26 protein-coding genes are annotated in these 26,702 nt (G+C 71.1%); 17 read left to right on the forward strand and 9 right to left on the reverse strand.

Going from position 1 to position 26,702, the window contains the following annotated elements; all coding sequences use genetic code 11:
• Positions 1–28 precede the first annotated feature (28 nt).
• Positions 29–2,284: a ricin-type beta-trefoil lectin domain protein gene (locus QF035_RS07435; RefSeq protein ID WP_307519103.1), complete on the reverse strand. Its 2,256-nt coding sequence runs from the start codon at positions 2,282–2,284 to the stop codon at positions 29–31.
• 377 nt (positions 2,285–2,661) lie between these two features.
• Between QF035_RS07435 and QF035_RS07440 the strand changes: the two genes are divergently transcribed.
• Positions 2,662–3,939 (forward strand): SLC13 family permease, encoded by a 1,278-nt coding sequence (locus QF035_RS07440; protein ID WP_373466933.1) that lies wholly within the window; start codon positions 2,662–2,664, stop codon positions 3,937–3,939.
• A gap of 194 nt (positions 3,940–4,133) precedes the next feature.
• Positions 4,134–6,032: a glycoside hydrolase family 9 protein gene (locus QF035_RS07445; RefSeq protein ID WP_307519104.1), complete on the forward strand. Its 1,899-nt coding sequence runs from the start codon at positions 4,134–4,136 to the stop codon at positions 6,030–6,032.
• A 13-nt stretch (positions 6,033–6,045) separates the two neighbouring features.
• Here the strand turns inward: QF035_RS07445 and QF035_RS07450 are convergent, their stop codons facing one another.
• Complete coding sequence (locus QF035_RS07450; RefSeq protein ID WP_307519105.1) at positions 6,046–6,972, reverse strand: helix-turn-helix domain-containing protein; 927 nt, start codon at positions 6,970–6,972, stop codon at positions 6,046–6,048.
• A gap of 64 nt (positions 6,973–7,036) precedes the next feature.
• Between QF035_RS07450 and QF035_RS07455 the strand changes: the two genes are divergently transcribed.
• The gene (locus tag QF035_RS07455) at positions 7,037–7,870 is read left to right on the forward strand and encodes a phytanoyl-CoA dioxygenase family protein (protein ID WP_307519106.1); all 834 of its coding nucleotides are present in this window, start codon (positions 7,037–7,039) and stop codon (positions 7,868–7,870) included.
• 21 nt (positions 7,871–7,891) lie between these two features.
• Here QF035_RS07455 and QF035_RS07460 read toward each other — a convergent pair whose 3' ends face one another.
• The 3 genes from QF035_RS07460 to QF035_RS07470 form a co-directional block, all read right to left on the reverse strand.
• Complete coding sequence (locus QF035_RS07460; RefSeq protein WP_307519108.1) at positions 7,892–8,539, reverse strand: HAD-IA family hydrolase; 648 nt, start codon at positions 8,537–8,539, stop codon at positions 7,892–7,894.
• Between the two features lie 96 nt (positions 8,540–8,635).
• The gene (locus QF035_RS07465) at positions 8,636–9,652 is read right to left on the reverse strand and encodes an NAD(P)-dependent oxidoreductase (RefSeq protein ID WP_307519110.1); all 1,017 of its coding nucleotides are present in this window, start codon (positions 9,650–9,652) and stop codon (positions 8,636–8,638) included.
• Positions 9,653–9,801: 149 nt separating this feature from the next.
• Entirely contained in the window at positions 9,802–10,710 is a 909-nt protein-coding gene (locus QF035_RS07470; RefSeq protein WP_307519112.1) for an alpha/beta fold hydrolase, read from the reverse strand.
• A 516-nt stretch (positions 10,711–11,226) separates the two neighbouring features.
• Here QF035_RS07470 and QF035_RS07475 point away from each other — a divergent pair.
• The 6 genes from QF035_RS07475 to QF035_RS07500 all read left to right on the forward strand — a co-directional run bounded on the left by QF035_RS07475 (position 11,227) and on the right by QF035_RS07500 (position 17,591).
• The gene (locus QF035_RS07475; protein WP_307519113.1) at positions 11,227–12,072 is read left to right on the forward strand and encodes an endo alpha-1,4 polygalactosaminidase; all 846 of its coding nucleotides are present in this window, start codon (positions 11,227–11,229) and stop codon (positions 12,070–12,072) included.
• A gap of 12 nt (positions 12,073–12,084) precedes the next feature.
• On the forward strand, positions 12,085–13,407 hold the full coding sequence (locus tag QF035_RS07480; RefSeq protein ID WP_307519115.1) for an ABC transporter substrate-binding protein: 1,323 nt from the start codon (positions 12,085–12,087) through the stop codon (positions 13,405–13,407).
• 95 nt (positions 13,408–13,502) lie between these two features.
• Positions 13,503–14,471, forward strand: a complete 969-nt coding sequence (locus QF035_RS07485) for a carbohydrate ABC transporter permease (protein ID WP_307519116.1) — start codon at positions 13,503–13,505, stop codon at positions 14,469–14,471.
• A complete protein-coding gene (locus tag QF035_RS07490) occupies positions 14,468–15,331 on the forward strand; it encodes a carbohydrate ABC transporter permease (RefSeq protein ID WP_307519117.1) in 864 nt (287 codons plus the stop codon). The genes QF035_RS07485 and QF035_RS07490 overlap by 4 nt, the downstream gene beginning before the upstream one ends.
• Before the next feature lie 5 nt (positions 15,332–15,336).
• Positions 15,337–16,284, forward strand: coding sequence for a carbohydrate kinase family protein (locus QF035_RS07495; protein WP_307519118.1), 948 nt, complete (start codon positions 15,337–15,339; stop codon positions 16,282–16,284).
• Complete coding sequence (locus QF035_RS07500; RefSeq protein ID WP_307519119.1) at positions 16,281–17,591, forward strand: alpha-glucosidase/alpha-galactosidase; 1,311 nt, start codon at positions 16,281–16,283, stop codon at positions 17,589–17,591. The genes QF035_RS07495 and QF035_RS07500 overlap by 4 nt, the downstream gene beginning before the upstream one ends.
• An 18-nt stretch (positions 17,592–17,609) precedes the next feature.
• On the opposite strand, the gene QF035_RS07505 is transcribed toward QF035_RS07500, so the two are convergent.
• The gene (locus QF035_RS07505) at positions 17,610–18,125 is read right to left on the reverse strand and encodes a flavoprotein (RefSeq protein WP_307519120.1); all 516 of its coding nucleotides are present in this window, start codon (positions 18,123–18,125) and stop codon (positions 17,610–17,612) included.
• 50 nt (positions 18,126–18,175) lie between these two features.
• Complete coding sequence (locus QF035_RS07510) at positions 18,176–18,634, reverse strand: nuclear transport factor 2 family protein (protein WP_307519121.1); 459 nt, start codon at positions 18,632–18,634, stop codon at positions 18,176–18,178.
• 147 nt (positions 18,635–18,781) lie between these two features.
• Here QF035_RS07510 and QF035_RS07515 point away from each other — a divergent pair, with 147 nt between their 5' ends.
• The 5 genes from QF035_RS07515 to QF035_RS07535 all read left to right on the forward strand — a co-directional run bounded on the left by QF035_RS07515 (position 18,782) and on the right by QF035_RS07535 (position 22,981).
• Entirely contained in the window at positions 18,782–19,354 is a 573-nt protein-coding gene (locus QF035_RS07515; RefSeq protein ID WP_307519123.1) for a TetR/AcrR family transcriptional regulator, read from the forward strand.
• A gap of 124 nt (positions 19,355–19,478) precedes the next feature.
• The gene (locus QF035_RS07520) at positions 19,479–20,939 is read left to right on the forward strand and encodes an aldehyde dehydrogenase family protein (protein ID WP_307519124.1); all 1,461 of its coding nucleotides are present in this window, start codon (positions 19,479–19,481) and stop codon (positions 20,937–20,939) included.
• A 244-nt stretch (positions 20,940–21,183) separates the two neighbouring features.
• Positions 21,184–21,816: a LysE/ArgO family amino acid transporter gene (locus QF035_RS07525; RefSeq protein WP_307519125.1), complete on the forward strand. Its 633-nt coding sequence runs from the start codon at positions 21,184–21,186 to the stop codon at positions 21,814–21,816.
• Positions 21,817–21,927: 111 nt separating this feature from the next.
• On the forward strand, positions 21,928–22,389 hold the full coding sequence (locus tag QF035_RS07530) for a carboxymuconolactone decarboxylase family protein (protein ID WP_307519126.1): 462 nt from the start codon (positions 21,928–21,930) through the stop codon (positions 22,387–22,389).
• Positions 22,390–22,531: 142 nt separating this feature from the next.
• Positions 22,532–22,981, forward strand: a complete 450-nt coding sequence (locus tag QF035_RS07535; RefSeq protein WP_269651851.1) for a nitroreductase family deazaflavin-dependent oxidoreductase — start codon at positions 22,532–22,534, stop codon at positions 22,979–22,981.
• A gap of 192 nt (positions 22,982–23,173) precedes the next feature.
• Here QF035_RS07535 and QF035_RS07540 read toward each other — a convergent pair whose 3' ends face one another.
• Complete coding sequence (locus tag QF035_RS07540) at positions 23,174–24,184, reverse strand: cation diffusion facilitator family transporter (protein WP_307519128.1); 1,011 nt, start codon at positions 24,182–24,184, stop codon at positions 23,174–23,176.
• A 93-nt stretch (positions 24,185–24,277) separates the two neighbouring features.
• On the opposite strand from QF035_RS07540, the gene QF035_RS07545 reads away from it, so the two are divergent.
• From QF035_RS07545 to QF035_RS07555, 3 genes are all read left to right on the forward strand, one after another.
• Complete coding sequence (locus QF035_RS07545) at positions 24,278–25,294, forward strand: glutathione S-transferase family protein (RefSeq protein WP_307519130.1); 1,017 nt, start codon at positions 24,278–24,280, stop codon at positions 25,292–25,294.
• Positions 25,295–25,402: 108 nt separating this feature from the next.
• The gene (locus tag QF035_RS07550; protein WP_373466615.1) at positions 25,403–25,696 is read left to right on the forward strand and encodes a DUF4235 domain-containing protein; all 294 of its coding nucleotides are present in this window, start codon (positions 25,403–25,405) and stop codon (positions 25,694–25,696) included.
• 72 nt (positions 25,697–25,768) lie between these two features.
• Positions 25,769–26,236: a peroxiredoxin gene (locus QF035_RS07555; protein ID WP_307519131.1), complete on the forward strand. Its 468-nt coding sequence runs from the start codon at positions 25,769–25,771 to the stop codon at positions 26,234–26,236.
• A 45-nt stretch (positions 26,237–26,281) separates the two neighbouring features.
• Here QF035_RS07555 and QF035_RS07560 read toward each other — a convergent pair whose 3' ends face one another.
• Positions 26,282–26,674, reverse strand: coding sequence for a VOC family protein (locus QF035_RS07560; protein ID WP_307519133.1), 393 nt, complete (start codon positions 26,672–26,674; stop codon positions 26,282–26,284).
• Positions 26,675–26,702 lie beyond the last annotated feature (28 nt).

Consider the following 26,702-nt stretch of genomic DNA (forward strand, 5'->3'; position numbering starts at 1 on the left):
ACCCCGGGGTGCCTGACGGACCCTCGGCTCATCGGCCGCCGTACCCGCCTCCGCCGTAGCCACCGCCTCCATAACCGCCCCCGCCGTACCCGTATCCGCCTCCTCCATAGCCACCGCTGTAACCGCCTCCGTAACCGCTGCCACCGCCATAGCCACCGGCGGATCCGCCGTCGTACCAGCAGTAGTAGCCGTAGCACACCCAGCTCGGAGCAGGGGCGGGCGTCGGGGGCGGAGGCGGTGGGAGCGTCTGGGAAGGCGCGGGCTTCGGCGGCGGGGGTGGTGTGCGGGTGGGCTCCGGGCTCGGGGCGCGCGTCGGCTTGGCCGTGTCGCTGTTCGTGTACGACGTGATCCACTCCATCTGGAGCGAGTCCACCGAGGTGTCGATCTCCCAGCGCTGGGCCTTGCCTTCGCTACGGGTCTTGAGGACCAGGCCCGTCTCCTCGTCCCCCGAGACGGGCGCCAGCGCGAGCTTCGGGCGCCCCAGGGGCACCAGGTTCCCCTCAAGGGTGAGGTCGTAGCGGACGGACACCTCATCCTTGTCGCCGTCGCACGGACCCAGCCTGACCGAGGAGGGGAGCCGGGAGTCGAGGCACAGGTCCTTGTCGGCCAGGCTGCGCAGCAGACCGTCGCTCTCGTACGCCCACTGCTGCCGCTCCGAGGAGCCGCAGGTGGCGACGGTGGCCTCCACGCCCGCGGTGGCCTTGCCGTCGGCGATCCCAACGCAGTCGCCGCTCGCGACGTTGCGGAGCCGCCCGCTGAGGGTGCCGGTCTCCGTGCCGCCGGTGCCGACCCTGGTCGGCCTGGTGTCCGGCTCCTCCGACGCCGTTCCGGCATCCGAGGAGGAGGGCTGCCCCGTGCTGTCCCCGCCGGACCACAGGGCCAGTGGCACGAGTACACAGCCGCTCACGGCAAGGATGGCCAGGGCGAGGTTGCGTCGGCGCGGGGAGCGCCTGCCGGGGTCGCCCGGGGGGGCGTCCGCATGCGGGGGAAGCCGTACGGCGTGGCGCGGACCCGCGCTGTGGAGGGCGGCGCCCGCACGGCGACCGGTATCCCGGTGGGAGCCTGCTCCCGAGGCCCTGGCCGTACTCGCCTGGCCGCTCGTAGTCGAGTGGGACCCGGTCACCGGACCGGGATCGGCGCTCGGACCGGCGGCCGAGTGGGCGCCGGCTCCCTGGTGACGGGCGAGATCCGGGCGGGGCGCGGGGCCCGGCGCATCGAAAGCCTGCAGGGGACTGGGCCCCCAGACGGAATCGGTGTCCGAGTTGGGATCGGCGTCAGAGGGGTGCCGCGAGGGATGTCCGGTACCCGGCTGAGGTACGGAACCCTCAACGGGCCCGGCCCCGGCGCCCGGCCGGGATCCCGCGGCCGCCGGGTACGAGCCCCCACCCGGATGCGGGTCCATGCCCGGAGCCACCGACACCACGGGACCCGCCTGCGTCTCCTCCGCCCGGACCCGGCGTCCCGGCCTGGAGTCGAGATACCGCTGGGCCGCCCACCCGAGCACCCCCTCGGCCAGCAGGCCGGCGAGACGGCCGCCCGACTGGTCCAGCTGGCCGGCCGTGGACTGGCAGTGCGGGCAGCCGGCCATGTGCTCCTGCAGATCGGGGCAGATCCTGCCGCCGGGCCGGAGCGATACGTCGAGCAGCCGACTGTAGCGGCGGCACTCCTCGTCGGGGGCGAGTTCGCGATGGTTCTCCAGGCAGTTCTGGCGCAGCAGTTCCCGCGCACGTTCCAGCGCGACGGAAGCGTCCTCGACGGAGATTCCGAGCAGGCGGGCCGGTACCGCGAGATCCTCGGCCTCCACCTCTGCATGCCACAGAACACAGCGGGCGGACTCCGGCAGCCGATGGAACGCGCGCGACACGAGCCGCCTGTTCTCCGGCGGGAGAAGCCGGTCCGCGGCCCGGTCCTTGTCGTTCGGGTCGGACCGCAGCTCGGGATGGAGCAGCTCCCGGCGTTTGTCCGCGTCCCATTCGCCCGCTATTCGGCGCACGGTCACCAGCAGTTGCGGCCGCCACGCGGCCTTCGGACCGGTGTGCCGAACCGACTCCCCGAAGAGCCGGGTGAATGCGGCGGTGGTGAGCATTCCGGCGTACTGCGCACCGTTCGTGCACAGTCGGGCGTACGAGAAGACCGGCACCCAGTGCCGGGCGAGCAGTTCCCCGGAGGGATACTGGGCGGGTGTCTTGCCCGAGCCCTTCTTCAGGTCTGCAGTGAGCCGTTCGTCCGTCGCATCGAACAGGCTTCCGGTTGTAGGGGAATTCGACGGGGTCGCGTCGCTCACGTGCACTTTCCTCCATAGCCCCCGCAGAAATAGTCCATACCAAGGGGTAAGGAATTTTTCCTGCACGCTTACGGGTGCACCTTTGCACAACGCACCGCCCGGAACAAGAGAACGCTCTCAATCCTCCATTCCCCTCAGCGTCTTTGGCGGAGACAAAGTGTCAACAGAAGCCCGAAGCAATGCGATTCGGAATCACACACTCTCAAGTTACTCGAAGTAAGTACCGATTTGGCACCGGAAGAGAAGGGGGCCGCTGCCGGTAATTCGTTGGAATATGCAACCCAAGAACGCAGGGAAGGAGCTCGACGTCGGGGTCTTGGACACGCCCCCGTTCACCTCCGCAACAGGCCGTCTGATTCGATCAAACGAAACCGACAATCACTCCCGAAGGACGAACCCTGAGTTCCACACTCGCCACAGCCCTTTCCGCCGTTCTCCTCGTGGCGGTACTGGCCTGTGCCGTGATCCGTCCCTTCGGCCTGCCGGAGGCCACCGTGGCGGTCCCGGCCGCCGGTGTGGTGATCGCGGCCGGCGCGATCACGCTCGACCACGCACGCGCCGAGGCCGAGCTGCTCGGGCCTGTGGTGGGCTTCCTGGCCGCGGTGCTCGTGCTCGCCAAACTCTGCGACGACGAGGGGCTCTTCCAGGCGTGCGGCGCCTGGCTGGCCCGTACGTCCAAGGCGCGGCCACAACGGCTGCTGGCCGCCAACTTCCTTCTCGCCTCGGTGATCACGGCCGTACTGAGCCTGGACGCCACCGTCGTCCTGCTCACTCCGGTGGTGTTCGCGACCGTGGCCCGGCTCGGCGCCCGCCCGAAGCCCCACGTGTACGCCACCGCCCACCTGTCGAACACGGCCTCGCTGCTGCTGCCCGTCTCCAACCTCACCAATCTGCTGGCGTTCACGGCCAGCGGTCTGAGCTTCACCCGGTTCGCCGTGCTGATGGGGCCCGCGTGGGCCGTCGCGATCGCCGCCGAGTATCTGGTCTTCCGGCGCTTCTTCGCCGGCGACCTCAAGGGCGACGCCCCGGAGCCGACCACGGTCGAGCCGGTCGAGCTGCCCGTGTTCGCGCTGGTCACGGTCGCCTGTACGCTCGCGGGCTTCGCCGTGGCGTCCGCGCTCGGGATCGAACCTGCCTGGGCCGCACTGGCCGGGGCGCTCGTCCTGGCCGGCCGGGCACTGGTCCGCGGGCGCACCACACCGCTCGCCGTCGTGCGCGCCACCTCACCGGCCTTCCTCGCCTTCGTCCTGGCGCTCGGGATCGTGGTACGTGCCGTGGTCGACAACGGCCTCGCGGACGTGCTCGGCCATCTGGTCCCCGACTCGTCGAGCCTGTTGGCGCTGCTCGGCATCGCGGCCCTCGCGGCCGTCTTGGCGAACCTCATCAACAACCTGCCCGCGGTCCTGGTGCTGCTGCCCCTGGCGGCCGTGGCGGGCCCGGGCCCGGTCCTAGCCGTACTCCTCGGGGTGAACATCGGCCCCAATCTCACCTACGCCGGATCGCTGGCCACGCTGCTGTGGCGGCGCATCGTGCATCAGCACGAACACGAGGTCGATCTCGGCGAGTTCACGCGGCTCGGCCTGATCACCGTGCCCGCCACCCTGATCCCGGCCGTGGTGGCCCTCTGGCTCTCGCTGCGCGTGTTCGGAGCCTGAGGCGCGCACGCCCCCGGGGCACCTCGACCGGGGCACCTCAACCGGGTCGGCCGCCGCGGCCCGGCCAGGTCGTGCGCGGAGCATTGACGCTGTGACATGGCCATGCAATGCTCCGTTTTGGGAGCGCTCCCACTGTCCTGTCGTCCCCGTGAGACGGCATCCGTGGACCCAGTCCAGGCACCGGGAGGCGCTCCATGCTCACGTTCCCGCACGTGCACCGCCGCCCCACAAGACGCCGTACGAGAAAACGCACGACGGCCGCCCTGCTCACGGCGGCCCTGCTCTCCGGCGGCATGGCCCTCGCCCCCGGCGCGACCGGGCTGTCGTCCGCCGGATCACCGTCGGCCGCACCGCCGTCCGCCGCGGACCCGGCCGCCGCCGCGACGACGCCCGTGCGCGTGAACCAGGCGGGCTACCTGCCGGACGGCCCCAAGCGGGCCACCGTGGTCACCGCGGCCACCCAGCCGCTGACCTGGCAGCTGCGCAACGCGTCGGGCGCCGTGGCCGCCTCCGGCCGGACCGTCGTGCACGGGGCGGACACGGCCTCGGGCGAGGCGACCCACACCGCGGACTTCTCCGCGTACCGGAAGGCGGGCTCGGGGTTCGTCCTGGTGGTCGACGGGCAGAACAGCACGCCCTTCGACATCCGCGCGGACCTCTACGACAGCCTGCGCTCGGACGCGATGGCGTTCTTCTACCACCAGCGCAGCGGCACGCCGATCGAGGCCTCGCTGGTGGGTCCCGCCTACGCGCGCCCTGCCGCGCACATCGGAGTCGCGCCGAACCAGGGCGACACGAACGTGCCCTGTCAGGCCGGGGTGTGCGACTACACCCAGGACGTGCGGGGCGGCTGGTACGACGCGGGCGACCACGGCAAGTACGTCGTCAACGGCGGGATCTCCGTCTGGACGCTCGTCGACTCCTTCGCGCGGGCCGAACGGGCGGGCAACGCGTCCGCGCTCGGCGACTCGACCCTGCGGATACCCGAGCGCGGCAACGGCGTCCCGGACGTGCTGGACGAGGCCCGCTGGGAGCTCGACTTCCTGATGCGGATGCAGGTGCCGGAGGGCAAGCCGTACGCCGGTATGGCCTTCCACAAGATCCATGACGCGGCCTGGACGGGCATCCCGACCCGCCCCGAACTCGACGCCCAGCCGCGCGAGTTGCACCGCCCGTCCACCGCGGCCACGCTCAACCTCGCCGCCACGGCGGCCCAGTGCGCGCGTGTCTTCAAGCCGTACGACTCCACGTACGCGAAGCGGTGTCTGAGCGTGGCCCGTACGGCGTGGACCGCGGCGAAGGCCAACCCCGCGGTCTACGCCCCGGAATCGGACAGCACGGGCGGCGGCCCCTACAACGACACCCAGGTCACGGACGACTTCTACTGGGCGGCGACCGAGCTGTACGCGGCGACCGGGGAGCGCGCCTACCGGGACGCGGTCACGTCCTCGCCCTGGCACACCTCGTCGAGCGCGCTCACGCCGACCGGCTTCAACTGGGCCGACACCGCGGCGCTCGGCCGCCTGACCCTGGCGACCGTGCCGAACGGCCTGCCCGCCTCCGACATCAGGCGTGTGCGCGCGTCGGTGACGGCCGCGGCCGACGGACACCTCGCCATGATGGCGGGCCAGGGCTATGCGGTGCCCATCCCCGCGAACGGGTATGTGTGGGGTTCCAACAGCCAGGTCACCAACAACGCGATCGTCATGGCCACCGCCTACGCGCTCACCGGTCAACAGCGGTACCGAGCCGGGGTGTTGGAGTCGATGGACTACTTGCTGGGCCGCAACGCGCTCGACCTCTCGTACGTCACCGGCTACGGCGACACGTACGCCCGCAACCAGCACCACAGGTTCTGGGCGAACCAGTACGACGCCTCGCTGCCCAACCCGCCGTCGGGCTCCCTCGCGGGCGGTCCCAACAGCGGTCTGCAGGACCCGGTGGCGCAGGAGCACCTGGCGGGGTGCTCCCCCGCGGCCTGCTACATCGACGACATCGGCTCGTACTCCACCAACGAGGTGACGGTCAACTGGAACGCCCCGCTGGCCTGGCTGGCGGCCTTCGCCGCCGAGCGCTGCCCGCCGCGCGACTAGATCACGACGGTCGTCAGCGTCGGAGCCCGGCCCGGTACGCGCCGGGCGGGGCTCCGTAGCGCTGCCGGAAGGCCCGGTTGAAGTGGAACGGGCTGCTGAAGCCGGAGGCCGCGGCGACCCGTTCCACCGGCAGGTCGGTGGCTTCAAGGAGCCGCGCGGCGTGCAGCAGCCGGGCGGCCAGCAGTGCCCGCATCGGGGACCGGCCCAGCTGCTGGGTGAAGAGGTGCGCGAAGCGGGAGGGCGAGAGCGAGACCCCAGCGGCCAGTGATTCCACGGTGTGCGGGGCGCCCGGGTCGGCCGCGATGAGCGCCTCGGCCTGCCGGATCCGTGCGTCGAGGCCGGACCGGTCGGGTTCCCCGCGGGCCGTGGCGGTGGCAAGCAGGACGGCGGACTCCAGGGAGCAGAGGGTGAGCTCGCGGGCGGCGGTTCCGTGGGCCACGGCGACCCGGACGTCCTCGGGCTCCCCGTCGAGCTCTTCCTCGGGCCTTTCCTCGGGCGGGGCCCCTGCCCCGGTCCACCGGGCGTCCGCGAGCATCCGCCGGAACGCCGAGTTCAGTCGTCCCCGCACACCGTCCGGGACCGGTGTGACGGCGTACAGCCGGTCCCCGAGCGCGTACGGCCGCAGCCACTCCGTCCAGGTCGGCCGTGCCTGGCAGTGCACCCACCAGAACGCCCAGTGCCTCGCGCCCGGTGCGACCGCGTAGTGGTGGGGCAGGTCCGGGCCGAGGACGACGAGGTCTCCCGCGCCCGCCCCCGTCTCCGCGGCGCCCTGGGCGAGCCGGCCCTCACCGCCGGTGGTCCAGACGAAGAGCCAGCTGTCGGCGCCGTCCGGCCGGCTGATGCTGTAGCCGGGGCGCTGGTCGAAGCGGCCGACCGTCACGAGGCCGGGCGGCGGGGCCGGGACAGCAGGCTCGGGCAACTGGACAGCACGCACAGGCATCCTCCCGGAAGGCGCTTCTGCCTAGCGTGAGGCATACAGGACACCGACGCGAAGGGACGGTCGTATGACAGTCACGGACAGGGGGGCGACAACAGAGGCAGGCGCGGGCGGGGACGTCGTGCGGCGCTTCGAGGAGGACGGCTTCACCGTGGCGCGCGGGCTGTTCGCCCCGGCCCAGATCGACGCGCTGTGCGCCGAGTTCGCCGCGCTGCACGCCCGCGGACCGGTCCCCGGGCACTTCGAACCCCGCGCGACCGGGACGACGGGCCCGGCGGACCCGCTGCACGTCTACCCCCGGGTCATGAACCCGCACCGCATCAACGACCTGGCGCTGCGCCACCTTCTCGAACCCCGGCTGCGGGACATCCTCGAACTGCTGCTGGGCGAGGAGGTGTTGGCGGCGCAGAGCATGTTCTACTTCAAGCCGCCCGGCGCCCGCGGCCAGGCTCTGCACCAGGACAACTTCTATCTGCGGGTGGAGCCGGGCACCTGTGTGGCCGCCTGGGTCGCCTGCGATGTGATCGACCGGGAGAACGGCGGCCTCGAAGTGGTCCCGGGCACCCACCGCATGGACGTGTTCTGCCCCGAAGAGGCCGACGAGGGGCTGTCGTTCGCCCGCGAGTACGTCCCGCCGCCGCCCGGACTGGCCCCCGTTCCGGTCGACATGCAACCGGGGGACGTCCTGTTCTTCAACGGCAGCCTGGTGCACGGCTCCCAGCCCAACCACAGCGCCGACCGCTTCCGCCGCTCGTACATCGGGCACTACGTCGGCCGCTCCGCCGAGCGCATCGGCCGCTTCTATCCCACCCTTTCGATGAGCGGGGAGCCCGTCCCGCTGCGGGAAAGCGAGGGCGCGGGCCCGTGCGGCACGGAGTTCGAGCCGGCGGGACCGCACTGAGCCCCTCGGGTTCCCTCCGGGTCAGGAGCGAAGCAACTCCGCCGCGCCCAGGTCGAGTACGCCGTCGTGCCAGGTCAGCCCGCGCAGAGCCCGTACGACGACGGGGGCGTCGGTGTCCAGACCGCGCGGCCCGACGCCGATGACGTACGCCCCGGCCGCGGCGCCCGCCGTGGCACCGGCCGCGCTGTCCTCGAAGACGACCGTGCGTGCCGGGTCCGTGCCCAGTTTCCCGGCGGCCGCCAGGTAGCCGTCGGGGGCGGGTTTGCCGTGGCTGACGTCGTCCGCGGTGATGAGGACGGGCGGCAGGGGCAGGCCCGCGGCGGCGATACGGGCCCGGGCGAGCGCGTTCACTCCGGAGGTCACCACGGCCCAGCTGCCCGGCGGCAGGCTCGTCAGCAGGCCGAGGGCGCCGGGCAGTGCGGTCGTGGTGGCCGCCTCCTCGATCTCCAGGCGGTCGATCTCGGCGAGGGCGGCCGGCCGTTCCCCGGGATCGGGCACGAGCAGTGCGACGGTGTCGGCGGAGCGCCGCCCGTGCACCATCGCGGTGACCCGGTCGGCGGCCAGACCGCGGGCGCGGGCCCACTTGCTCCATGCCTGGTCGACGCCCAGATCCGAGTCGACCAGCACGCCGTCGTTGTCGAACAGGAGGCCCTCGCAGGGGATGTTCACTGAAATGCACCTCACAGGGGCGGTTCCGGGCACGTCACCCGACCTGCTTTCCCGGGGGCGGGGTGGCCGCCGGGAAAGCAGGACATGGCCGCGCCCTCAGGTGACGGGACGGTTTCGGTAGCGGCCGACGAGCTCGCGCGCGGCGGTCTGCATCCGGGCGGGCGGCAGCCCCTGGGCCAGCAGGGTCAGGTCGTCGACGACCATGTCGCCGATGGTCAGGAAAGCCTCCGGGATACCGCCCGCACGATGGGCGGAGAGGACCAGGCCCTCCAGTTCGCGGGCCGGGTCGTCGGCGGCGACGGGTTCGTCGGGCCAGACGTCGATGCCCGCGAGCAGCCTGCCCTCGGCCACCCGCGCGAGCAGCGCCGGGAAGTCCACGACGGGCGCTCTGCTGACCAGCACGAGCCGCGCGCCGTCGGGCAGAAGGCCCAGCTCACGCTCGCCGAGCAGATGACGGCTGTCGTCCGTGACGGTCGCGAGGACGAAGACGAACCGGCTGCGGGTCAGGGTCTCATCGAGGCCGGCCGGGACGAGACCCTGCTCGCGCAGGACGGCGGCCGGCAGCCACGGGTCGTAGACGCGGAGGGTGGGGCGGAAGGGCGCCAGGAGCGGGTGGAGGCTTCGGCCGAGGTTCCCGAATCCGATCAGGCCGACGTCCGCGCCGCGCAGAAGTACGGCGTCGGCGTTGCCGTCGGACACGTACCGTTCGCGTCCGGCGCGGAAGGCCCGGTCCTCGCGGCTGATGCCGCGCGCCAGGTCGAGAGCGAGCCCGAGTGCGTACTCGGCGACGGCCTGGGCGTAGGCCGGTCCGCAGCCCAGGACGTGGATGCCGCGACGGAAGCACCCTTCGTAGTCGACGTTCGGGAAGAAGTTGCCCTCGACGTTGAGCAGGGCCTTCAACTCGCCTGCCCGGGCGAGGCGTTCGGCCGGGAGATCGGGCTGGCCGACGACGGCGAACGCGTCGGGCAGCGCCTTGTCGAAGGCTTCCCCGGTGTCCGGTTCCACGACGGTGAAGCGGTCGTCGAGCCGGGCCAGTGCGTCCGGGGTGAAGATGCGTTCCTTGGGGTGCGGGTCGGCTTGCAGGATCACGAGCGGCTTGTGCGGGGTGCTCACGGCTCTCCTTGCCTCCGTCACGGTTCTCGTACAGGCACTGGCGTCGGCCTCGCCAAACGGTAGCCCGACGCCGCCGGCACGGCACCATGGCCTAGCGCCCGTCTCTCGTGTTCAGGGGTCCGAGCAGCGACCGCTCACAGGGTCAGGCCTCACGGTCGGTCGACGGAGAGCCCCGCCGCGAAGCCCAGGATCGCGTCGGCGACGGGGCGCGGGTTCTCCAGCAGCATCGCGTGGGTGCCGTCGATGTCGGCGACGGTCACCTCGGCACGGCTGTCGGCCAGTTCGGCCAGATCCCGGGCGAGTCCCTTCGCGTAGGCCGCCATCAGCTCGTCGAACCAGTCGAGGCCCGGGATCGAGGGCACCGGCCGCAGCGCGCGGCCGAGCAGCAGGGGCCGGTCCATGCGGCGGAAGAGCGCGAAGAGGTCGAGCGAGTCGATCTCGGCCAGCAGCTCCAGGGCGTGCTCCCGCCCGGGCCGCAACTCCAGTTGTCCGTCGGTGCGTTCGTGGACGGAGCGCCGGACACCCGCCTCCAACAGCTCGTAAGGGATGCCCAGTTGCACGGACATCGCCCTCTGCTGGGCGAGCAGGTCCTTGAGCCCGCCCGGGGGAACGACCTGGCCCGCGACCGTCGCGGCCAACTCCCGTACCTGGGCGAGCCGTTCCTCGACGTACGCCCGATCGAGGCCGACGTACTGGCCGGGGCTCCCCCACCCGTATCCGTCCAGGTTCACCGCGCCCGGAGTGATTCCCGGGTGGTCGAGGGCGTACCGGACGGCGAGCATCCCGCCGAGCGAGTGGCCGACGGGGAGCGCCCCGGGAATGCCGTGCGTGTCCAGGACCGCCTCGATGTCCGCGAGCACCTCGGCGATGCCCCACGTGCCGTCCGGCGAGTACCCGTGTCCTCTCAGGTCCACGGCCAGCACCCGGTGGTGGCGGGCGAGGAGCGGGGCGACGGCGGCCCAGTCCGCGAGAGTACGGCCGGCGCCGTGCAGCAGCAGGAGCGGGGTGCCCTTGCCGCCGTGGTCGTGGACGGCGAGGGTGACGTGGTCTCGGATCATGATCAAACACTAGAACGTCCCCTCGGGCGGGCCCTGCCGTGGGGTGGCCGGCCTTGTCGTCGTCGGGTGCGGGCGGGTGGGGGTTGCTCGCGCAGTTCCCCGCGCCCCCAAGAAGCCGGTGGCTCAGGGCCGTTGCCGACTGTCGGCCGTCTTGGGTTGCTCGCGCAGTTCCCCGCGCCCCTGACGGGGCGGGGTGCTGCACCCGTCCAACGGGCCGCAACCCCCACCCACCCAGGGGCGCGGGGAACTGCGCGATCTTTTAGGGGCGCGAGGAACTGCGCGACCAGCCCCCACCCACCCGCAGCCGGCAACAGACCCCGGCGGAGCCACAACACACCCTGCGCGGACTTGACGCGCAAGAATTCGCACGGTTTGATCCTGGGCGTGCCGGGCCGCGCAGCCCGGCACGCAGAGGTACGCCCAGCCGGTATCGGACAAGGTTCTCAGTCCGGCCAAAGTCGCCAGGACCGTCACGGGGTCCGAGGCGGGGACGTACTCGCGATTGATGGAGCGGACATGCCCGTCAAGCGTGGCGCCCGCGTGGGAGTGTTCCGGGCGGCCGCTGCCCTGATCGTCCTCGCGGCACTGGCCTCCTGTACGTCGGATCCGGACGACAAGGGCCCGGACGAGTCCACGAAGCCGAGCCCCAAGGCCGTTCGGCTGCCCCCCGTGCACGCGGGTTTCGACTACCAGATCGGCGGCGCCTATCCGCCGCCCGCCGGTGTCCGTGTCGTCGCCCGCGACCGCAAGGCCGAACCCGCGCGCGGCCTCTACAACATCTGTTACGTCAACGCGTTCCAGGCCCAGCCGGACGAGCGGGACGACTGGCCCGCCGACCTGCTGCTGCGCGACAAGAAAGGCAAGGTCGTCGTCGACGGCGACTGGGACGAGGCCCTGCTCGACATCGGCACGCCCGCCAGGCGTGAGCGCGTCGCGGCCAGGATCAACGAGTGGATCGACGGCTGCGCGGACAAGGGCTACGACGCCGTCGAGCCGGACAACCTCGACAGCTTCACCCGCTCCCGCGGTCTGCTGAGCTCCGCCGACGCCACCGCCTTCGTCAAACTGCTCTCGGACCACGCGCACTCCCGGGGCCTGGCCATCGGGCAGAAGAACACCGTGGAGCTGGCCGGTCAACGAGGCCGTACGGGGCTCGACTTCGCGGTGGCGGAGGAGTGCGGCGAGTACGACGAGTGCGGTGAGTACGCCGAGGCGTTCGACGACCGGGTCGTGGTGATCGAGTACACCGACAACGGTTTCAGGAAGGCCCGTTCGGGCTTCGGCGACCGGCTGAGCATCGTGCGCCGGGATGTGCTGGTGTCGACGCCCGACAGCGCCGACTACGTCCGCAAGACCCGCTGACGGAGGCTCCCGATGACTCGAACCCGAGGTGTTCTGTGCCCTGTTGAGCGCCGCGGCCTGCTCAAAGGGGCTGCCGCGATCGCCGCCGCGCCGCTGCTGGGCGCCTGTTCGCAGGGCGCGTCCGACGGCGTGGATGCCGACGGGAGAGTGACCGTGGAGCTGTGGCACGGCCAGGTCGACATCGCCAAGGACGCGATACAGGCGCTGGTCACGGAGTTCAACCGGACGCATCCGAGGATCCGGGTGGACGCCGGTGGCGGCGGGGTCATCTCCGACGCGATGCTGCAGAAGGTGACGGCCGCGCTGGCCGCCGGTTCGTATCCGGACATCGCGTACGTCTTCGGCTCCGACCTCGCCAGCATCGCTCGCAGCCCCCGTGTCGTCGACCTGACCGACGCGATGCGCGGCGGCCCCACGCCCTGGAACAGTTTCTGGGCGCCGGTACGCGAAGCAGTCAGCGTCAACGGCAAGGTGCGGGCCGCTCCCGCACTGCTCGACTCGCTGGCCGTCGTCTACAACAGGAAGCTGTTCCGGCAGGCCGGTGTTCCCTTCCCCGAAGCGGGCTGGACCTGGGACGAATTCGCCGACACGGCACGGAAGTTGACCGACTCCGGCCGGGGCGTCTTCGGAACGGGCTGGCCCGGCACGGTTGACGAGGACACGGTCTGGCGGCTGTGGCCGATGATCTGGGACCTGGGCGGGGACGTCGTCGCCGACGACGGCAAGAGCATCGGCTTCGCCGGCCAGGGCGTCCGGGCGCTCGACACCCTGCGGCAACTCGTCCGGGACAAGAGCGTGTACGTCGATCCGAAGCCCGGCGGCGAGCAGATGTACCAGGTGTTCCTGGGCGGCCGGATGGCGATGGTGGCGACCGGACCCTGGCAGCTGCCGGACATCCTGGACGCCGAGGTGGACTACGACGTCGTACCGCTGCCGTCCTACAGCGGGCGCCCTGTGACGATCTCGGGCCCCGACACCTGGACCGTCTTCGACAACGGCTCCGCGCGCTCGCGGGCGGCCGTGGAGTTCGTCCAGTGGATGATGCGGCCGGAGCAGGACGCCCGGTGGGACATCCGGGCCGGGAGCCTGCCCCTCGGTTCCGCGACGGAGCGGCGCCCGCAGTGGCGGAAGCACTCCCGGGAGACCACGGGACTCGCGGTGTTCACCGACGCGCTGGACTCCGCCCGCGTCCGGCCCGTCCATGCCGCGTATCCGCAGATCTCCCAGGCGCTCGGCGAGGCGATCGTCTCCGTGCTGCTCGGCCGGGACTCCCCCGCCAAGGCGCTGCGCCGGTGCGCCGACAAGGCCGACGCGGCGCTGCTCATCCCGCGCTGACCACGCTCACGGATCCTCGTGATGCCTCACGGATCCCTCGTGGATCCCCGCTCAAACCGTGCTGATCCCGCGCTGTACCAAGGGAGGAAGGCCGCATGACATCACTGCCCCGCGCCATCACCCTCGCACCGCAGTCCCAGCCGCGGGCACCGGCCGCCTCCCGGCGCGGCGCGCGGCGGCGCGCCCGGCGGGAGAAGGCCACCGCCTGGGCGTTCATCGCCCCGTCGGTTCTCGTCATCCTCGGCCTGGGCATCGTCCCGGTCGTCTGGTCGCTGCTGCTGTCGTTCCGCGCCGACGACCTGGTCACGCCGGGCCGCTGGGTGGGCCTCGACAACTACCGGGCACTGGCCCAGGACCCCAACTTCCATACGGCGGTCGGCAATACGCTGCTGTACTCGGCGCTGTTCGTGCCGCTGAGCCTGCTCGGCGGCCTGGCGCTCGCACTCGCCCTCAACCGGCGTATCCGGTTCATCGGCCTCTACCGGACCCTGCTCTTCATCCCGTTCGTGGTGTCCGCGGCCGCGCAGGGCGTGCTGTTCTCGTTCATCCTCGATCCGGAGTTCGGCGCGGCCAACTCGCTGCTGCACAAGTTCGGCGTCTCGCCGCAGGGCTTCCTGACCGACCCCGACCAGGCCATCTACCTGCTGGTCCTGATCTCGCTGTGGAGTGGTGTCGGCTTCTGCGTGGTCGTCTATCTCGCCGCGCTGCAGGACGTACCGCGCGAACTCGTCGAGGCCGCCCGCATCGACGGGGCCGGCCGGTGGCGCGTACTGCGGCACATCACCCTCCCGGCGCTCACTCCCGTGACGGTGTTCCTGCTGCTGTGGCAGCTGATCACCGCGCTCCAGGTCTTCGACCTCGTGTACGTGACCACCAAGGGCGGCCCGCTCGGCTCGACCACCGTGATCGTGTACTTCGTCTGGCAGCAGGCGTTCCAGATGTTCACGGCCGGGTACGGAGCCGCGGCCGCGTACGTCCTCGCGCTGGCCATGCTGGTCGCGGGGGTGGCACTGCGTGTCGTGCGGCGTCGGCAGGGGCGCGTCGTGGAAGGGGCCTTCCGATGAGTACGCGTCCGACGAGTGCGCTCAAGGTAAGTGCGGGCGGGGCGAGTTCGCGCAGCGTGAGTCCCTGGCATCTGCTGCTCGCTCCGCTGGCGCTGGCGTTCGCGCTGCCGCTGGTGTGGCTGCTGCTGAGTTCGGTGATGACGAACGCGGAGATCAACCGGTTTCCGCCGGCGTTGTGGCCCGACAGCATCGATCTGGGCGGCTACCGGTATGTGCTGGGCAACGCGATGTTCCCGCGCTGGTTCGCGAACTCGCTGATCGTCGCGTCGGTCGCCGTGGTGTCGAATCTGCTGCTCGGGTCGCTCGGCGGCTACGCGTTCGCGCGGATGCGGTTCGCGGGGTCGCGTGTGCTGCTCGGGCTGATGCTGGCGACCATGGTCATCCCGTTCCAGCTGACGATGATCCCGACCTTCCTGGTGATGAAGTGGCTCGGTCTGATCGACACGCTGGGTGCGCTGATCGTGCCGTCGCTGGTGACGCCCTTCGCCGTGTTCCTGTTCCGGCAGTTCTTCCTGACACTGCCGAGGGAGATCGAGGAGGCCGCCTGGATCGACGGGTGTTCGCGGCTGCGCGTGCTCTTCTCGATCGTCATGCCGCTGGCCCGGCCCGCCCTCGCGACGGTCGCGGTGCTGACGTTCCTCACGACGTGGAACGACCTGTCCTGGCCGCTCATCGCGATCAACCACGACACCCAGTACACGCTCCAGCTGGGTCTGACCACCTTCCAGGGGCAGCACCACGCACGGTGGTCCGCGGTGATGGCGGGCAACGTCATCACGGTGCTGCCGGTGCTGGTGGCGTTCCTGCTGGCGCAGAAGACGTTCGTCCAGTCGCTCACGTCCAGCGGACTGAAGGGGTAGCCGCCTTGTCCCGTTCCTTCGACCTCCTGGTGATCGGTGACGTCAATCCCGATGTCGTAGTGGGTCCGGTGCCCCGCGCGGTGGCCTTCGGCCAGCGTGAACAGCTCGTCGAGCGGGGCGGGCTGGTCCTCGGCGGCTCGGCGGCGATCATGGCGTGCGGAGCGGCACGGCTGGGGCTGCGGGTGGCCTTCGCCGGGCGCGTGGGGGACGACCCCGCGGGCGCGTTCGTCCGCGGAGAGCTCACCGACCACGGCGTCGACACCACTCGTCTCACCATCGACCCTCACCTGCCCACGCCCCTGACGGTGGTGCTCAACGACAAGGACGGCGACCGGGCCATCCTCACGTCGCCCGGCTGTCTGACGGCGACGAGTGCGCAGGACGTGCCCGAGGCACTGCTGGCCGACGCCCGGCACGTGCACGCGGCGTCCTACTTCCTGATGCCCCGTCTGGCCCGGTCCCTCGCAACCGTGTTCGCCCGGGCGAGGGCCCACGGGGCGAGTACCTCGCTCGACACCAACGACGATCCCGACGACAGATGGGACCGCGAACTGCTCGAACCCGTACTGGAGTTCACCGACATCCTGCTGCCGAACGCCGCCGAGGCCCGCGCACTCACCGGCGAGACCCAACTGGAGGCGGCGGCAGCCGCGTTGGCGGGAATCGTCCCGCTGGTCGTCGTCAAGGACGGCTCCGAGGGCGCTCTCGCCCACGACGGAGAACGGGTCCGGCGCGTACCGGCCGTGCCGGTGGAGCCGGTCGACACCGTGGGCGCAGGCGACAGCTTCGACGCCGGTTTCGTCGCGGCGACCCTGCGCGGTCTTGACCTGCGCTCGTCCCTTGCGCTGGCCGCCGTCTGCGGTTCCCTCTCGACCCGCGGCCACGGCGGTACGGCGGCACAGCCGACGTGGCACGAGGCACTCGCCCACACCGACCTGGAGAGCCGTACATGACCGAGGTAAAGATCGCCTTCGTGGGAGCCGGCAGCGTGGTGTTCACGCAGGGGCTCCTGGCCGATCTGTTCGCCTTCCCCGAGCTGGGGCACGCCCGGATCGCCCTGCACGACATCGACGAGGAACGGCTGGCCACGGCGGAGGGAGCCGCCCGCCAGATCGCGGACGAGCGAGGCGCCAAACCGACGATCACCGCGCACCTCGACCGGCGCGCCGCCCTCGAAGGCGCCGACTTCGTCGTCAACACCGTCCAGGTCGGCATGAACGAGGCCACCCGCACGGACTTCGACGTCCCGGCCCGCTACGGAGTGCGCCAGACCATCGGCGACACCCTCGGTATCGGCGGCATCTTCCGCGCCCTGCGCACCTTCCCCGTGCTGCGCGGTCTCGCCGAGGACATGGCCGAACTCTGCCCGGACGCCCTGCTGTTGAACTACACCAACCCCATGGCGATGAACGTCCTGTACCTGTCGCGGATCGCACCGGCCCTGCGCACGACCGGTCTGTGCCACTCGGTGTACTGGACGATGCACGACCTCTCGAATCTGGTGGGTGTCCCCTTCGAGGAGGTCTCCTATCTGGCCGCCGGCGTGAACCATCAGGCCTGGGTGCTGCGTTTCGAGCGCGACGGCCGCGACCTCCACCCGCTCCTCGACGCCGCGATCGCGAAGGATCCGGGCCTCCTGCGCCGCGTACGGGTCGACATGTACCGCAGGCTGGGCCACTACCCCACCGAGACGAGCGAGCACTCCGCCGAGTACGTCCCCTGGTATCTGCACCACGACACCGAGATCGAACGTCTCCGGCTGCCGGTGGGCGCGTACTTGGAGATCATCGCGGAGAACACCGCCGACTACGAGCGCACCCGCCGGGCCCTGCTCGCGGACGCTCCCCTGCCCGTCGAGGGCACGATGGAGTACGCGCCCCAGGTCATCCACAGTGTCGTCACGGGGACCCCGCGCACGATCTACGGGAACGTCCCGAACCGCGGGCTCATCGACAACCTGCCCGCCGGTTCCGTGGTCGAAGTGCCCTGTCTGGTCGACGCGTTGGGCGTCCAGCCGACCCGGGTCGGGGCACTGCCCCCGCAGTGCGCGGCGCTCAACAGTGCATACGTCTCCGTCACCGACCTGGTCGTCCGCGCGGCCACGGACGGCGATCCGCGGCACATCCGCCATGCCGCGATGGCCGACCCCGCGACGGCGGCGGCCCTTCCGGTGGAGCGGATCTGGGACCTGTGCGACGACCTCGTACGGGCTCATCGGGAGCTGCTGCAGCCGGAGTTGCGGGAGGAGCTGGGGCACTGACACCCGGCCCGTACCGGGTCACCGCTCCAGGAGGTCCAGGGCCTGTTCCCAGCGGAACTCCCGGCCCGCGGGGCCGCCGAAGGCGTGCTCGCCGAACCGGACGCCCATCCCGCGCAGCCTTTTCAGGCTGTCCTGATACGCGGGGTGGGCCGTCAACGCCTCGCTCACACAGGGGAGTACGGAGATGGGCACCCCCATCCCGTACACCTCGCAGAGTGTGCCGAGGGCGAGGGTGTCGGAGATCCCGGCCGCCCATTTGTTGATGGTGTTGAACGTCGCGGGCGCCACGGTGACGGCGTCCGGGTCGGGGAAGGGGCGCGGGTCGCCGGGGGCACGCCAGGCGGACCGGATCGGCCTGCCGGTCCGCGACTCGAGCGCCGCCGTGTCGAAGAAGCCGGTCGCGATCGGGGTCGCGAAGACCCCGACCTCCCAGTTCCGCTCCTGCGCCAGGGCGATCAACTCCTCGACCCCCTCGGCGACTCCGGCGGCGCAGACGACGACGTAGAGGAAGGGCTTCCGGGCCTGTTCAGTCACCCGGGAACCCTACTGAACGCCGCCTCGCAGCCCCGGCGCCTCGCGGCCCGCTACTGGACGGGGAAGGAATCCCCTCGCTCCGCGTCCGGGCGCGGGCCGTGGATCCGGCGTTCCTTCTCCTCGATCGGTACGTCGTTGATGCTGGCCTCGCGCCGGGTCATCAGGCCGTGCTCGTCGAACTCCCACAGCTCGTTGCCGTAGGAGCGCCACCACTGGCCGTCGGCGTCGCGGCACTCGTACTGGAAACGGACGGCGATGCGGTTGCCGTCGAATGCCCAGAGGTCCTTGCGCAGGGCGTACTCCTGCTCGCGCCCCCACTTGTCGGTGAGCATGTCCACGATCTGGGCGCGGCCGGTGACGAAGGTGTCGCGGTTGCGCCAGACCGAGTCCTGCGAGTACGCGAGCGAGACCTTATGGGGATCGCGGGTGTTCCAGGCGTCCTCGGCCGCCTGGACCTTCTGGGCCGCGGTCTCACGGGTGAACGGCGGCAGGGGCGGGCGGTCGGTCATGACGGCTTCCTCTCGATGGCGGTGCAACTCGAAGGCGACGCGGCTCAATGGCGGTGCGACGAGCGGGAGAACGTGCGTTCTCCGGCCTGGCCGATAACGTAGAGAACGTTGGTTCTCCCGTCAAGACGCCAAGGAGCGGGCCGGTACATGGACAGCGCGACCGCCAGGGAACAGGCCCTGGACGCGGCGGAAACCCTGTTCTACGGACGGGGCATACAGGCCGTCGGCATGGACGACATCCGCGGCGCGTCGGGGGTCTCGCTCAAGCGGCTCTACCAGCTGTTTCCCGCAAAGGAGCAGCTGATCGTGGCCTACCTGGAGCGCCGCGACATCCGCTGGCGGCAGCGGCTGTCCGACCACGTGGCCGGACACGAGGATCCCGGGCGGCGCGTCCTGGCGGTCTTCGACTGGCTCGGCGAGTGGTTCCGCGAGCCCGACTTCCGGGGCTGCGCCTGGATCAACTCGTACGGGGAGCTCGGCGCGACGTCGGAGCGGGTCACCACCCAGGTCCGCGCCCACAAGCAGGCTTTCAAGAACTACCTGACCGGCCTCGTGCGCGACGCCGGGCTGCCGCCCGACCTGGCCGACCAGGTGTATCTGCTGGCAGAAGGCGCCATGGTCACCGCCGGGATCGAGCAGAGCGGCTCGAAGCCCGCCGAGCAGGCCGGGCGGGCGGCCCGGATGCTGGTGGAGGGATACGGCGGGACCGTCGGCCATTGACTGCCGCCCCGTCGAGTTGCAGACTCCATTTGAAGATTCAACGGAGAATTATTCACCAGGCGAACGCGCCACGACTCCCGTTCGGAGCACGGTGCAGCGCCTCGCACGACGGGAAGAGCCGCGCATGACCCTCCATCGTGACCTGCTGATCGGCGGCAAGGACCTGCCCGCGACCTCCGGCCGCACCGCCGAGGACGTGAATCCCTACAGCTCACAGGTGTACGCCACGGTCGCCGCGGTCGGCGTCGAGGACGTCACCCGGGCCGTGGACGCCGCCGACGCGGCGTTCGCCGACTGGGCCGAGCTCGGGCCCGCCCAGCGGCGGAAGATCTTCCTCACCGCGGCCGATCTGCTGGAGGCCCGCACCGACGAGGCCGTACGGATCATGGCGGGCGAGGTCGGCGGGACCCGGCCCTGGGCCATGTTCAACGTCGGTCTTGCCGCGAACATCCTCCGCGAGGCGGCCGCCGCGGTGACCGCGCCGCGCGGCGAGGTGCTGAGCGCGCAGGAGGAGGGCGCGCTGGGGCTCGCGGTCCGTGAACCGGTGGGTGTCGTGGCCGCGTTCTCGCCGTGGAACGCCCCGGTCATCCTGGGCGTCCGGGCGGTCGCCGCGCCGCTCGCCGCGGGCAACACCGTGGTGATGAAGCCGAGCGAGGACGCACCGATCGCCTGCGGGCTGTTCGTCGCAGACGTCCTGCGCGACGCGGGCCTGCCCGACGGCGTCCTGAACGTGATCACGAACGCTCCGGAGGACGCGGCCGCCGTCGCCGAGGCCCTGATCGCCGACGAGCGCGTACGGGCCGTCAACTTCACCGGTTCCACGGGCGTCGGCCGGATCATCGGTGTGCACGCGGCCCGGCATCTGAAGCCCGCGGTCCTGGAACTCGGCGGCAAGAACTCCGTGATCGTGCTCGACGACGCCGACGTCGACTACGCGGTCGACGCCGCCGTCTTCTCCGTCTTCATGAACTCCGGGCAGATCTGCATGTCCGCCGACCGGATCCTCGTCCACGAGAGCCTCGCCGAGGAGTTCACAGCCAAGTTCACCGCGAAGACCGAGTCGCTCGCGTCCGGTGACCCGGCCGACCCGCACACCGTCGTCGGCCCGCTCGTCACGACGGACGCCGCCCGCCGGGTCGCCGCGCTCGTCGAGGACGCCGTCGCCAAGGGCGCCACCGTGCTGACCGGCGGCGCCGCCCCCGAGGGCGCCGTGCATCCGGCGACCGTGCTGACCGACCTTCCCGAGGACGCCGACCTCTACCACGGAGAGGCGTTCGGCCCGCTCGCCGTGATCAGCACCTTCGGCACGGATGACGAGGCGATCGCCTTCGCCAACGCCACGGAACACGGGCTCACCTGCGGAATCATCACCGAGAACGGCACCCACGGGCTCAGGGTTGCCCGCCGGATCCGTACCGGCATCGTGCACATCAACGACCAGTCCGTCGCCGACGAACCGAACGCCCCCTTCGGCGGGTTCAAGGCCAGCGGATACGGCCGCTTCGGCGGGCGCTGGGGCATCGAGGCGTTCAGCAACACACGCTGGGTGACACTGGCGACGCAACAGGCGCACTTCCCGTTCTAGACGGTCCGCCCGACTCGGCGGTACACGGGCTGCGGCACACCTTGCGAGTGCCGCGGCCCTTCCCCGCCCCGGTCGGTAACGCGTTCCCGTACACGACAAATGAGTTGCCCAGGCGGCTGCCCCGACGCCACCATCTGCCCATGACCACGACCGAAGCCCTTCTGCCGCCGACCTTCGCAACCGTTCGTCCGGTGCGGGTCCAGCAGCAGTCCGGCCGACCGCGGAGGCTCTCACTTCCGCGGTCGTGACCGCCGCGCTCGTCGCGGGGCTTCTCGCGGGCTATGGCATCGCCATCCCCGTCGGAGCGGTCGCGACCTACCTCGTCTCCCTCACCGCCCGTACGTCCCTGCGGATCGGCGTGTGTGCCGCGCTCGGCGTGGCGACGGCCGACGGGCTCTACGCCCTGGTGGCCGCGCTAGGCGGCTCCGCGCTCGCCACCGCCCTCCAGCCCGTACTGGTCCCGCTGCGCTGGGCCTCGGGACTCGTGCTCGTCGCCCTCGCCGTACGAGGCGGAGTCACCGCACTCCGCCAGTACCGCGAGCAGCGGCTCGCCACCCGCTCCGACCGGACGCCGGTGAGCCCCGGCCGCGCGTACCTGGCCCTGCTCGGCATCACGATGCTGAACCCCACCACCGTCGTGTACTTCGCGGCGCTGGTGCTGGGCAGCAGTGCCGGTGAGGCCGTCGGCCTCCTGGAACAGGGGGTGTTCGTCCTCGCCGCCTTCGCCGCGTCGGCCACCTGGCAACTGCTGCTCGCGGGCGGCGGCGCGCTGCTGGGCCAGGTTCTGACGGGTCGGAGGGGGCGGCTGGTGACGGCGCTGGTGTCCAGTGCCGTGATCCTCGCCCTGGCCGTACGCATGCTGATGGCGCCGTCGTGACGGGCGGCATCGCACGCCTCCCGGAAAAATATTCCGGCCGCCCGTCACACTTGCGCGCCGCGCTCCGTCAGGGCGATGACAGACACTTTCGGAACTCATGAGGAGCACCTGATGCAGGCACGGATGAAGAACCCGGCGGCCATCCTTCCCGACGCGGGGCAGGCCATCCAGGGGCTGATCAAGGCGGCCGGCAAGGGCGGTGTGCCCCAGGAGACGCTCGAGCTCGTGCACCTGCGCGCGAGCCAGATCAACGGGTGCAGCGCCTGCGTCTACGGGGGCAGCCACAGCGCCCACAAGGCGGGGCTCAGCGACGAGCGGCTCTGGGCGGTGTCGGCCTGGCGCGAGGCACCCTTCTACTCGGACGCCGAACGCGCGGCCCTCGCCCTGGCCGAGGCGATGACCCGGCTCGGCGACCGCTCCGACGACGCGGTGCCGGACGAGCTGTGGGACGTGGTCGCCGACCACTACGACGAGCGGCAGCTAGCCTCGCTCATCCTGTGGATCGCGACGACCAACTTCTTCAACCGCCTCAACGCCACCGTCAAGGAGCCCGCGGGCGCCACCTGGGGCTAGGTCCGGCTTCCGGTGAGCGGGAGTGGTCTGCACGAGTGGTGTGGGCGGGAGGGGCCTGCGGGAGGGATGAAATCCCTTGGGTGGCCGTGTTGAATCGACGTCGGCACGAGTCGCACGAACGACGATCGATGGGATGGATGTCATGCCTCTCAAGGGTGAGTACGAACCCAGCCCCACCAAGTGGGTACGCGACCAGGTCGAGCTGTACGAGAGCTCGAACGGAACCGAGGGAACGACGTTGATGGACACGGGGTTGCCCGTGATCGTACTGACCACCCTGGGTGCCAAGAGCGGGAAGATCCGCAAGACGCCGCTCATGCGCGTGGAGCACGACGGCACGTACGCCGCCGTCGCCTCGCTGGGCGGCGCGCCCAAGCACCCCGTCTGGTACCACAACGTCGTCGCCGATCCCCGCGTGGAACTCCAGGACGGCGGGACACGCCAGGACATGACGGCGCGCGAAGTGACCGGCGAGGAGAAGGCCCAGTGGTGGGAGCGGGCGGTCGCGGCGTATCCGGCCTACGCCGACTACCAGAAGAAGACGGACCGCGAGATCCCGGTCTTCGTACTGGAGCCGGCCGCCGGGGCGTGAGCAGCGCGGGCACATGACGGCGGGCCGTACCTGGGCACTGTTCCGGTACGGCCCGCCGTTCTGGTCCCGACAGGGGCTCCTCGGTGGCTCCGCGGCGAGTCCCGACAGGGGCTCTTCCGTGGCTCCGCGGCGGCTCCCGGAACTCGTTCGAAAAAAGTTGGCATGATTCCCGGACCGCCGGGCACCCGACGCTCAGGCCCCGCCGCGCTCCCCCGTCGCGGCGGGGCCGCCGACGTGTGCGCCGGGGCGGGAATCCGCGTGTTCGGCCCGCGCGGCGCGGCGCGCGATGGCGGCATCCGTCACGTCGAGGAAGATCTGGTCGGCTTCCGGGACCGTGTGGGCGACGGACCGCTTGATGCGCACGGCGACGAGCTCGACCTCCTCACTGTCCAGGCCGGGGACCAGGTCGACCCGGGCGGCGACGAGCGTCGAGTCGGGGCCGAGCTGCATGGTCAGCAGGGACTCCACCGAGTCGATCTCGGGCTGGGCGTCCAGCAGCGAGCGGATACGACTGCTCGATTCCAGATCCGCGGCCTGACCGATCAGCTGGTCGCGTGCGTCACGGCCCAGCCGGTACGCCACGTACACGAGCAGCGCCCCGATGCCGAGCGACGCCGACGCCTCCCAGACGATCCGGCCGGTGACCATGTGAAGGGCCATCCCGGCGATCGCGAGAGTCACGCCGAGCACGGCGGTGCCGTCCTCGGCGACGACGGTACGCAGGGCAGGGTCTCGGGCTCCGGCGGCGAGGCCGCCCTGTTTGCGCACCTGGTGGAGGGCCCGTAGCAGGGAAGCGCCCTCGGCGAACAGAGCGACGACGAGGACGACCAGTCCGACCACATAGCCGTCGTGGGTCTCCGTGCTCCCGCTCCTGAGGGCGTCGAAGCCCTGGTAGAAGGAGAAGCAGCCGCCCATCACGAAGATCCCGACGGCGGCGAGCAGGGACCAGAAGAAGCGTTCCTTTCCGTAGCCGAACGGGTGCCGGCTGTCGGCAGGGCGCAGGCTGCGGCGCAGGGCAGCCAGGAGGAAGACCTCGTTGAGGCTGTCGGCCACCGAGTGCGCGGCCTCCGAGAGCAGCGCGGGGGATCCCGCGATCAGCCCGCCCACGGCCTTGGCCACGGCGATCACGAGGTTCGCGGCCAGCGCCACCAGCACGGTGACCCGGGTCCTGCGATCGGACGGTGTGGAGGGCTTGTGACTCATCTCGGCCGAATGCCCCTCCCACCGGCCCTCACACGGGGCGACGGCGGTTTTCGGGGAACCCTCCCCAGAGCACGCGCACGGAAGGAGCCAGGTATGAGCGACACCGAGGGCAACAGGGCGTACGGGAAGAAGTCCTTCAAGCGGTCCAAGAGCCACTTCGCGGACCGCGTCACGGCGGACGGCCGGGACGGCTGGCCGGTCGAGGCGGGGCGCTACCGCCTCGTCGTCAGCCGGGCGTGCCCCTGGGCGAGCCGCGCGGTGATCTCCCGACGGCTGCTGGGACTGGAGGACGCCCTCTCGATGGCGATCGCCGACCCGATCCAGGACGACCGGAGCTGGCGGTTCACCCTCGACCCGGACGGCCGGGACCCCGTACTCGGCATCCGCTTCCTCAGCGAGGCGTACGAGGCCCGGGAGCCGGGCGCTCCGGGCGGCGTCAGCGTGCCCGCACTGGTGGACGTGCCGACCGGCCGTCTGGTGACCAACGACTACCAGCGGCTCACCCTGGACCTCGCCACCGAATGGACGGCCCTGCACCGGGAAGGGGCGCCCGACCTCTACCCGGCGGACCTCCGCGCCGAGATCGACGAGGTCATGGCGGAGGTGTACGAGGACGTCAACAACGGGGTGTACCGGGCCGGGTTCGCCAACGGTCAGAAGAAGTACGCGGCGGCCTGCGAGGGTGTGTTCCGGCGGTTGGAGCTGCTGTCGGAGCGGCTCGAGGGGCGGCGGTACCTCGTCGGGGACACGATCACCGAGGCCGACATCCGGCTGTTCACCACACTGGTCCGCTTCGACGCCGTCTATCACGGCCACTTCAAGTGCAACCGCTGGAAGCTGACGGAGGACCCGGTTCTGTGGGCGTACTCCCGTGATCTCTTCCAGACGCCCGGATTCGGGGACACCGTCGACTTCGACCACATCAAGCGGCACTACTACCAGGTCCACACGGGCATCAACCCGACCGGCATCGTGCCGCTCGGGCCGGACCTGTCCGGCTGGCTCACCTCGCACGGCCGCGAGGAGCTGGGCGGGCGCCCCTTCGGGGACGGGAGTCCGCCGGGGCCGGTGCGCGAGGGCGAGGAGGTGCCGGCGGCGGGCAGGCCCTGAACCGTCGGCGCCTGGGCCGCCACGCATCCCGCCGGCTCTTTGCGTATGTGCCGCTGAACTGGACACTCGCCATGGTGAGACCGGAAATGCGAGCCGAAGGAGATCCAGGTGCAGAAGAAGAAGCTGCCACTCGTGTACAAGCCCCTCGGGTTCGTGCTCGGCTGGGCGAGCGGGGCCCTCGCCGGGATGGCCTTCCAGGCGACCTGGAAGGCCATACGCCACGAGGAGGACGCGCCCGACGCGCTGGACAGGGACCGCGGCTGGGGCGAGGTGCTGCTGGCCGCGGCCATCCAGGGCGCCCTCTTCGCGGTCGTCCGCAGCGCGGTGGACCGTACGGGGGCGACGGCCATCGAGAGGTCGACCGGAGTGTGGCCCTCCGACGACAAGGGGGGCCGCGACTGACTCCCGTACCGTCCAGTACGGTTGGCCTCCACGCAGTCGGCCCGGAGCCGGCCGGGAGTCAGGGGAGCAATCGTGAAGAACCAGATAGAGGTCGGCGACACCGTCGAGGACTTCGAGCTTCTCGACGAGACCGGCACCTCGCGCAAGCTCTCCGAGCTGCTGGGCGAGGGGCCGGTCGTGCTGTTCTTCTATCCCGCGGCGATGACCGCCGGCTGCACCGCCGAGGCGTGCCACTTCCGCGATCTGGCCGCCGAGTTCACCGCCGCCGGGGCCCGTCCGGTGGGGATCAGCGGTGACACGGTCGAGCGCCAGCAGGAGTTCGCCGGGAAGCACACCCTCGGGTTCCCGCTGCTGTCCGACCCGGAGGGGCTGATCCGCGAGCGGTTCGGTGTGAAGCGGGGCTTCTCGATGGCGCCCACGAAGCGGGTCACCTTCGTGATCTCCGAGGACCGGAAGGTACTGGAAGTGGTGCGCAGCGAGTTCAAGATGAGCGCGCACGCGAACCGCGCCCTGGCGGCCCTGCGCACGCACAACGGCTGAACGAACGCGGCCAAGCCCTGCTCTTCGCGGACCCCGCCTGCCTTCTCAGCCCTGCTTGGGGGCGGTGGTCCGGTTGCTGCGTATGGTGAACGAGTGGCCGGCCGGGTCGGCGAATCCCCGCTCCTCGAACGGACCGGCCGGATCCTTGGCCTCCAGCGGCCGGCCGCCGAGCCCGATGACCTTGCGCTCGGCCTCGTCCAGGTCCTCCACGTGGAAGTCCAGGTGGGCCTGCAGGGAGTTCTCTGGGCGCGGCCAGCTCGGCGGAGTGGCGTTCACGTCCCGCCGGAACGCGATCCGAAACCCGTCGGCTCCCCTGATCTCCACACGGTTCGCCGACGCGTCCGTCTCCTCCGCGTCGAGGAACTCCATGTAGAACGCGGCGAGCTTCTCGGGCTCGGCACAGTCCAACACCACAACGCCCGCCACTACCAGTGCCATGTCTCCTCCGTACACCGACCGACCACGA

It is taken from the genome of Streptomyces umbrinus (assembly GCF_030817415.1).
Taxonomy (GTDB): domain Bacteria; phylum Actinomycetota; class Actinomycetes; order Streptomycetales; family Streptomycetaceae; genus Streptomyces; species Streptomyces umbrinus_A.

Bases quoted from the DNA above. Each gene is read 5' to 3' on its own strand.
- QF035_RS07510 (WP_307519121.1), bottom strand. From the start codon at position 18,634: ATGACCGACCGCCCGCCCCTGCCGCCGTTCACCCGTGAGACCGCGGCC.
- QF035_RS07445 (WP_307519104.1), top strand. From the start codon at position 4,134: ATGCTCACGTTCCCGCACGTGCACCGCCGCCCCACAAGACGCCGTACG.
- QF035_RS07500 (WP_307519119.1), top strand. From the start codon at position 16,281: ATGACCGAGGTAAAGATCGCCTTCGTGGGAGCCGGCAGCGTGGTGTTC.
- QF035_RS07540 (WP_307519128.1), bottom strand. From the start codon at position 24,184: ATGAGTCACAAGCCCTCCACACCGTCCGATCGCAGGACCCGGGTCACC.
- QF035_RS07545 (WP_307519130.1), top strand. From the start codon at position 24,278: ATGAGCGACACCGAGGGCAACAGGGCGTACGGGAAGAAGTCCTTCAAG.
- QF035_RS07470 (WP_307519112.1), bottom strand. From the start codon at position 10,710: ATGATCCGAGACCACGTCACCCTCGCCGTCCACGACCACGGCGGCAAG.
- QF035_RS07480 (WP_307519115.1), top strand. From the start codon at position 12,085: ATGACTCGAACCCGAGGTGTTCTGTGCCCTGTTGAGCGCCGCGGCCTG.
- QF035_RS07490 (WP_307519117.1), top strand. From the start codon at position 14,468: ATGAGTACGCGTCCGACGAGTGCGCTCAAGGTAAGTGCGGGCGGGGCG.
- QF035_RS07520 (WP_307519124.1), top strand. From the start codon at position 19,479: ATGACCCTCCATCGTGACCTGCTGATCGGCGGCAAGGACCTGCCCGCG.
- QF035_RS07455 (WP_307519106.1), top strand. From the start codon at position 7,037: ATGACAGTCACGGACAGGGGGGCGACAACAGAGGCAGGCGCGGGCGGG.
- QF035_RS07515 (WP_307519123.1), top strand. From the start codon at position 18,782: ATGGACAGCGCGACCGCCAGGGAACAGGCCCTGGACGCGGCGGAAACC.
- QF035_RS07450 (WP_307519105.1), bottom strand. From the start codon at position 6,972: ATGCCTGTGCGTGCTGTCCAGTTGCCCGAGCCTGCTGTCCCGGCCCCG.
- QF035_RS07530 (WP_307519126.1), top strand. From the start codon at position 21,928: ATGCAGGCACGGATGAAGAACCCGGCGGCCATCCTTCCCGACGCGGGG.
- QF035_RS07535 (WP_269651851.1), top strand. From the start codon at position 22,532: ATGCCTCTCAAGGGTGAGTACGAACCCAGCCCCACCAAGTGGGTACGC.
- QF035_RS07560 (WP_307519133.1), bottom strand. From the start codon at position 26,674: ATGGCACTGGTAGTGGCGGGCGTTGTGGTGTTGGACTGTGCCGAGCCC.
- QF035_RS07475 (WP_307519113.1), top strand. From the start codon at position 11,227: ATGCCCGTCAAGCGTGGCGCCCGCGTGGGAGTGTTCCGGGCGGCCGCT.
- QF035_RS07485 (WP_307519116.1), top strand. From the start codon at position 13,503: ATGACATCACTGCCCCGCGCCATCACCCTCGCACCGCAGTCCCAGCCG.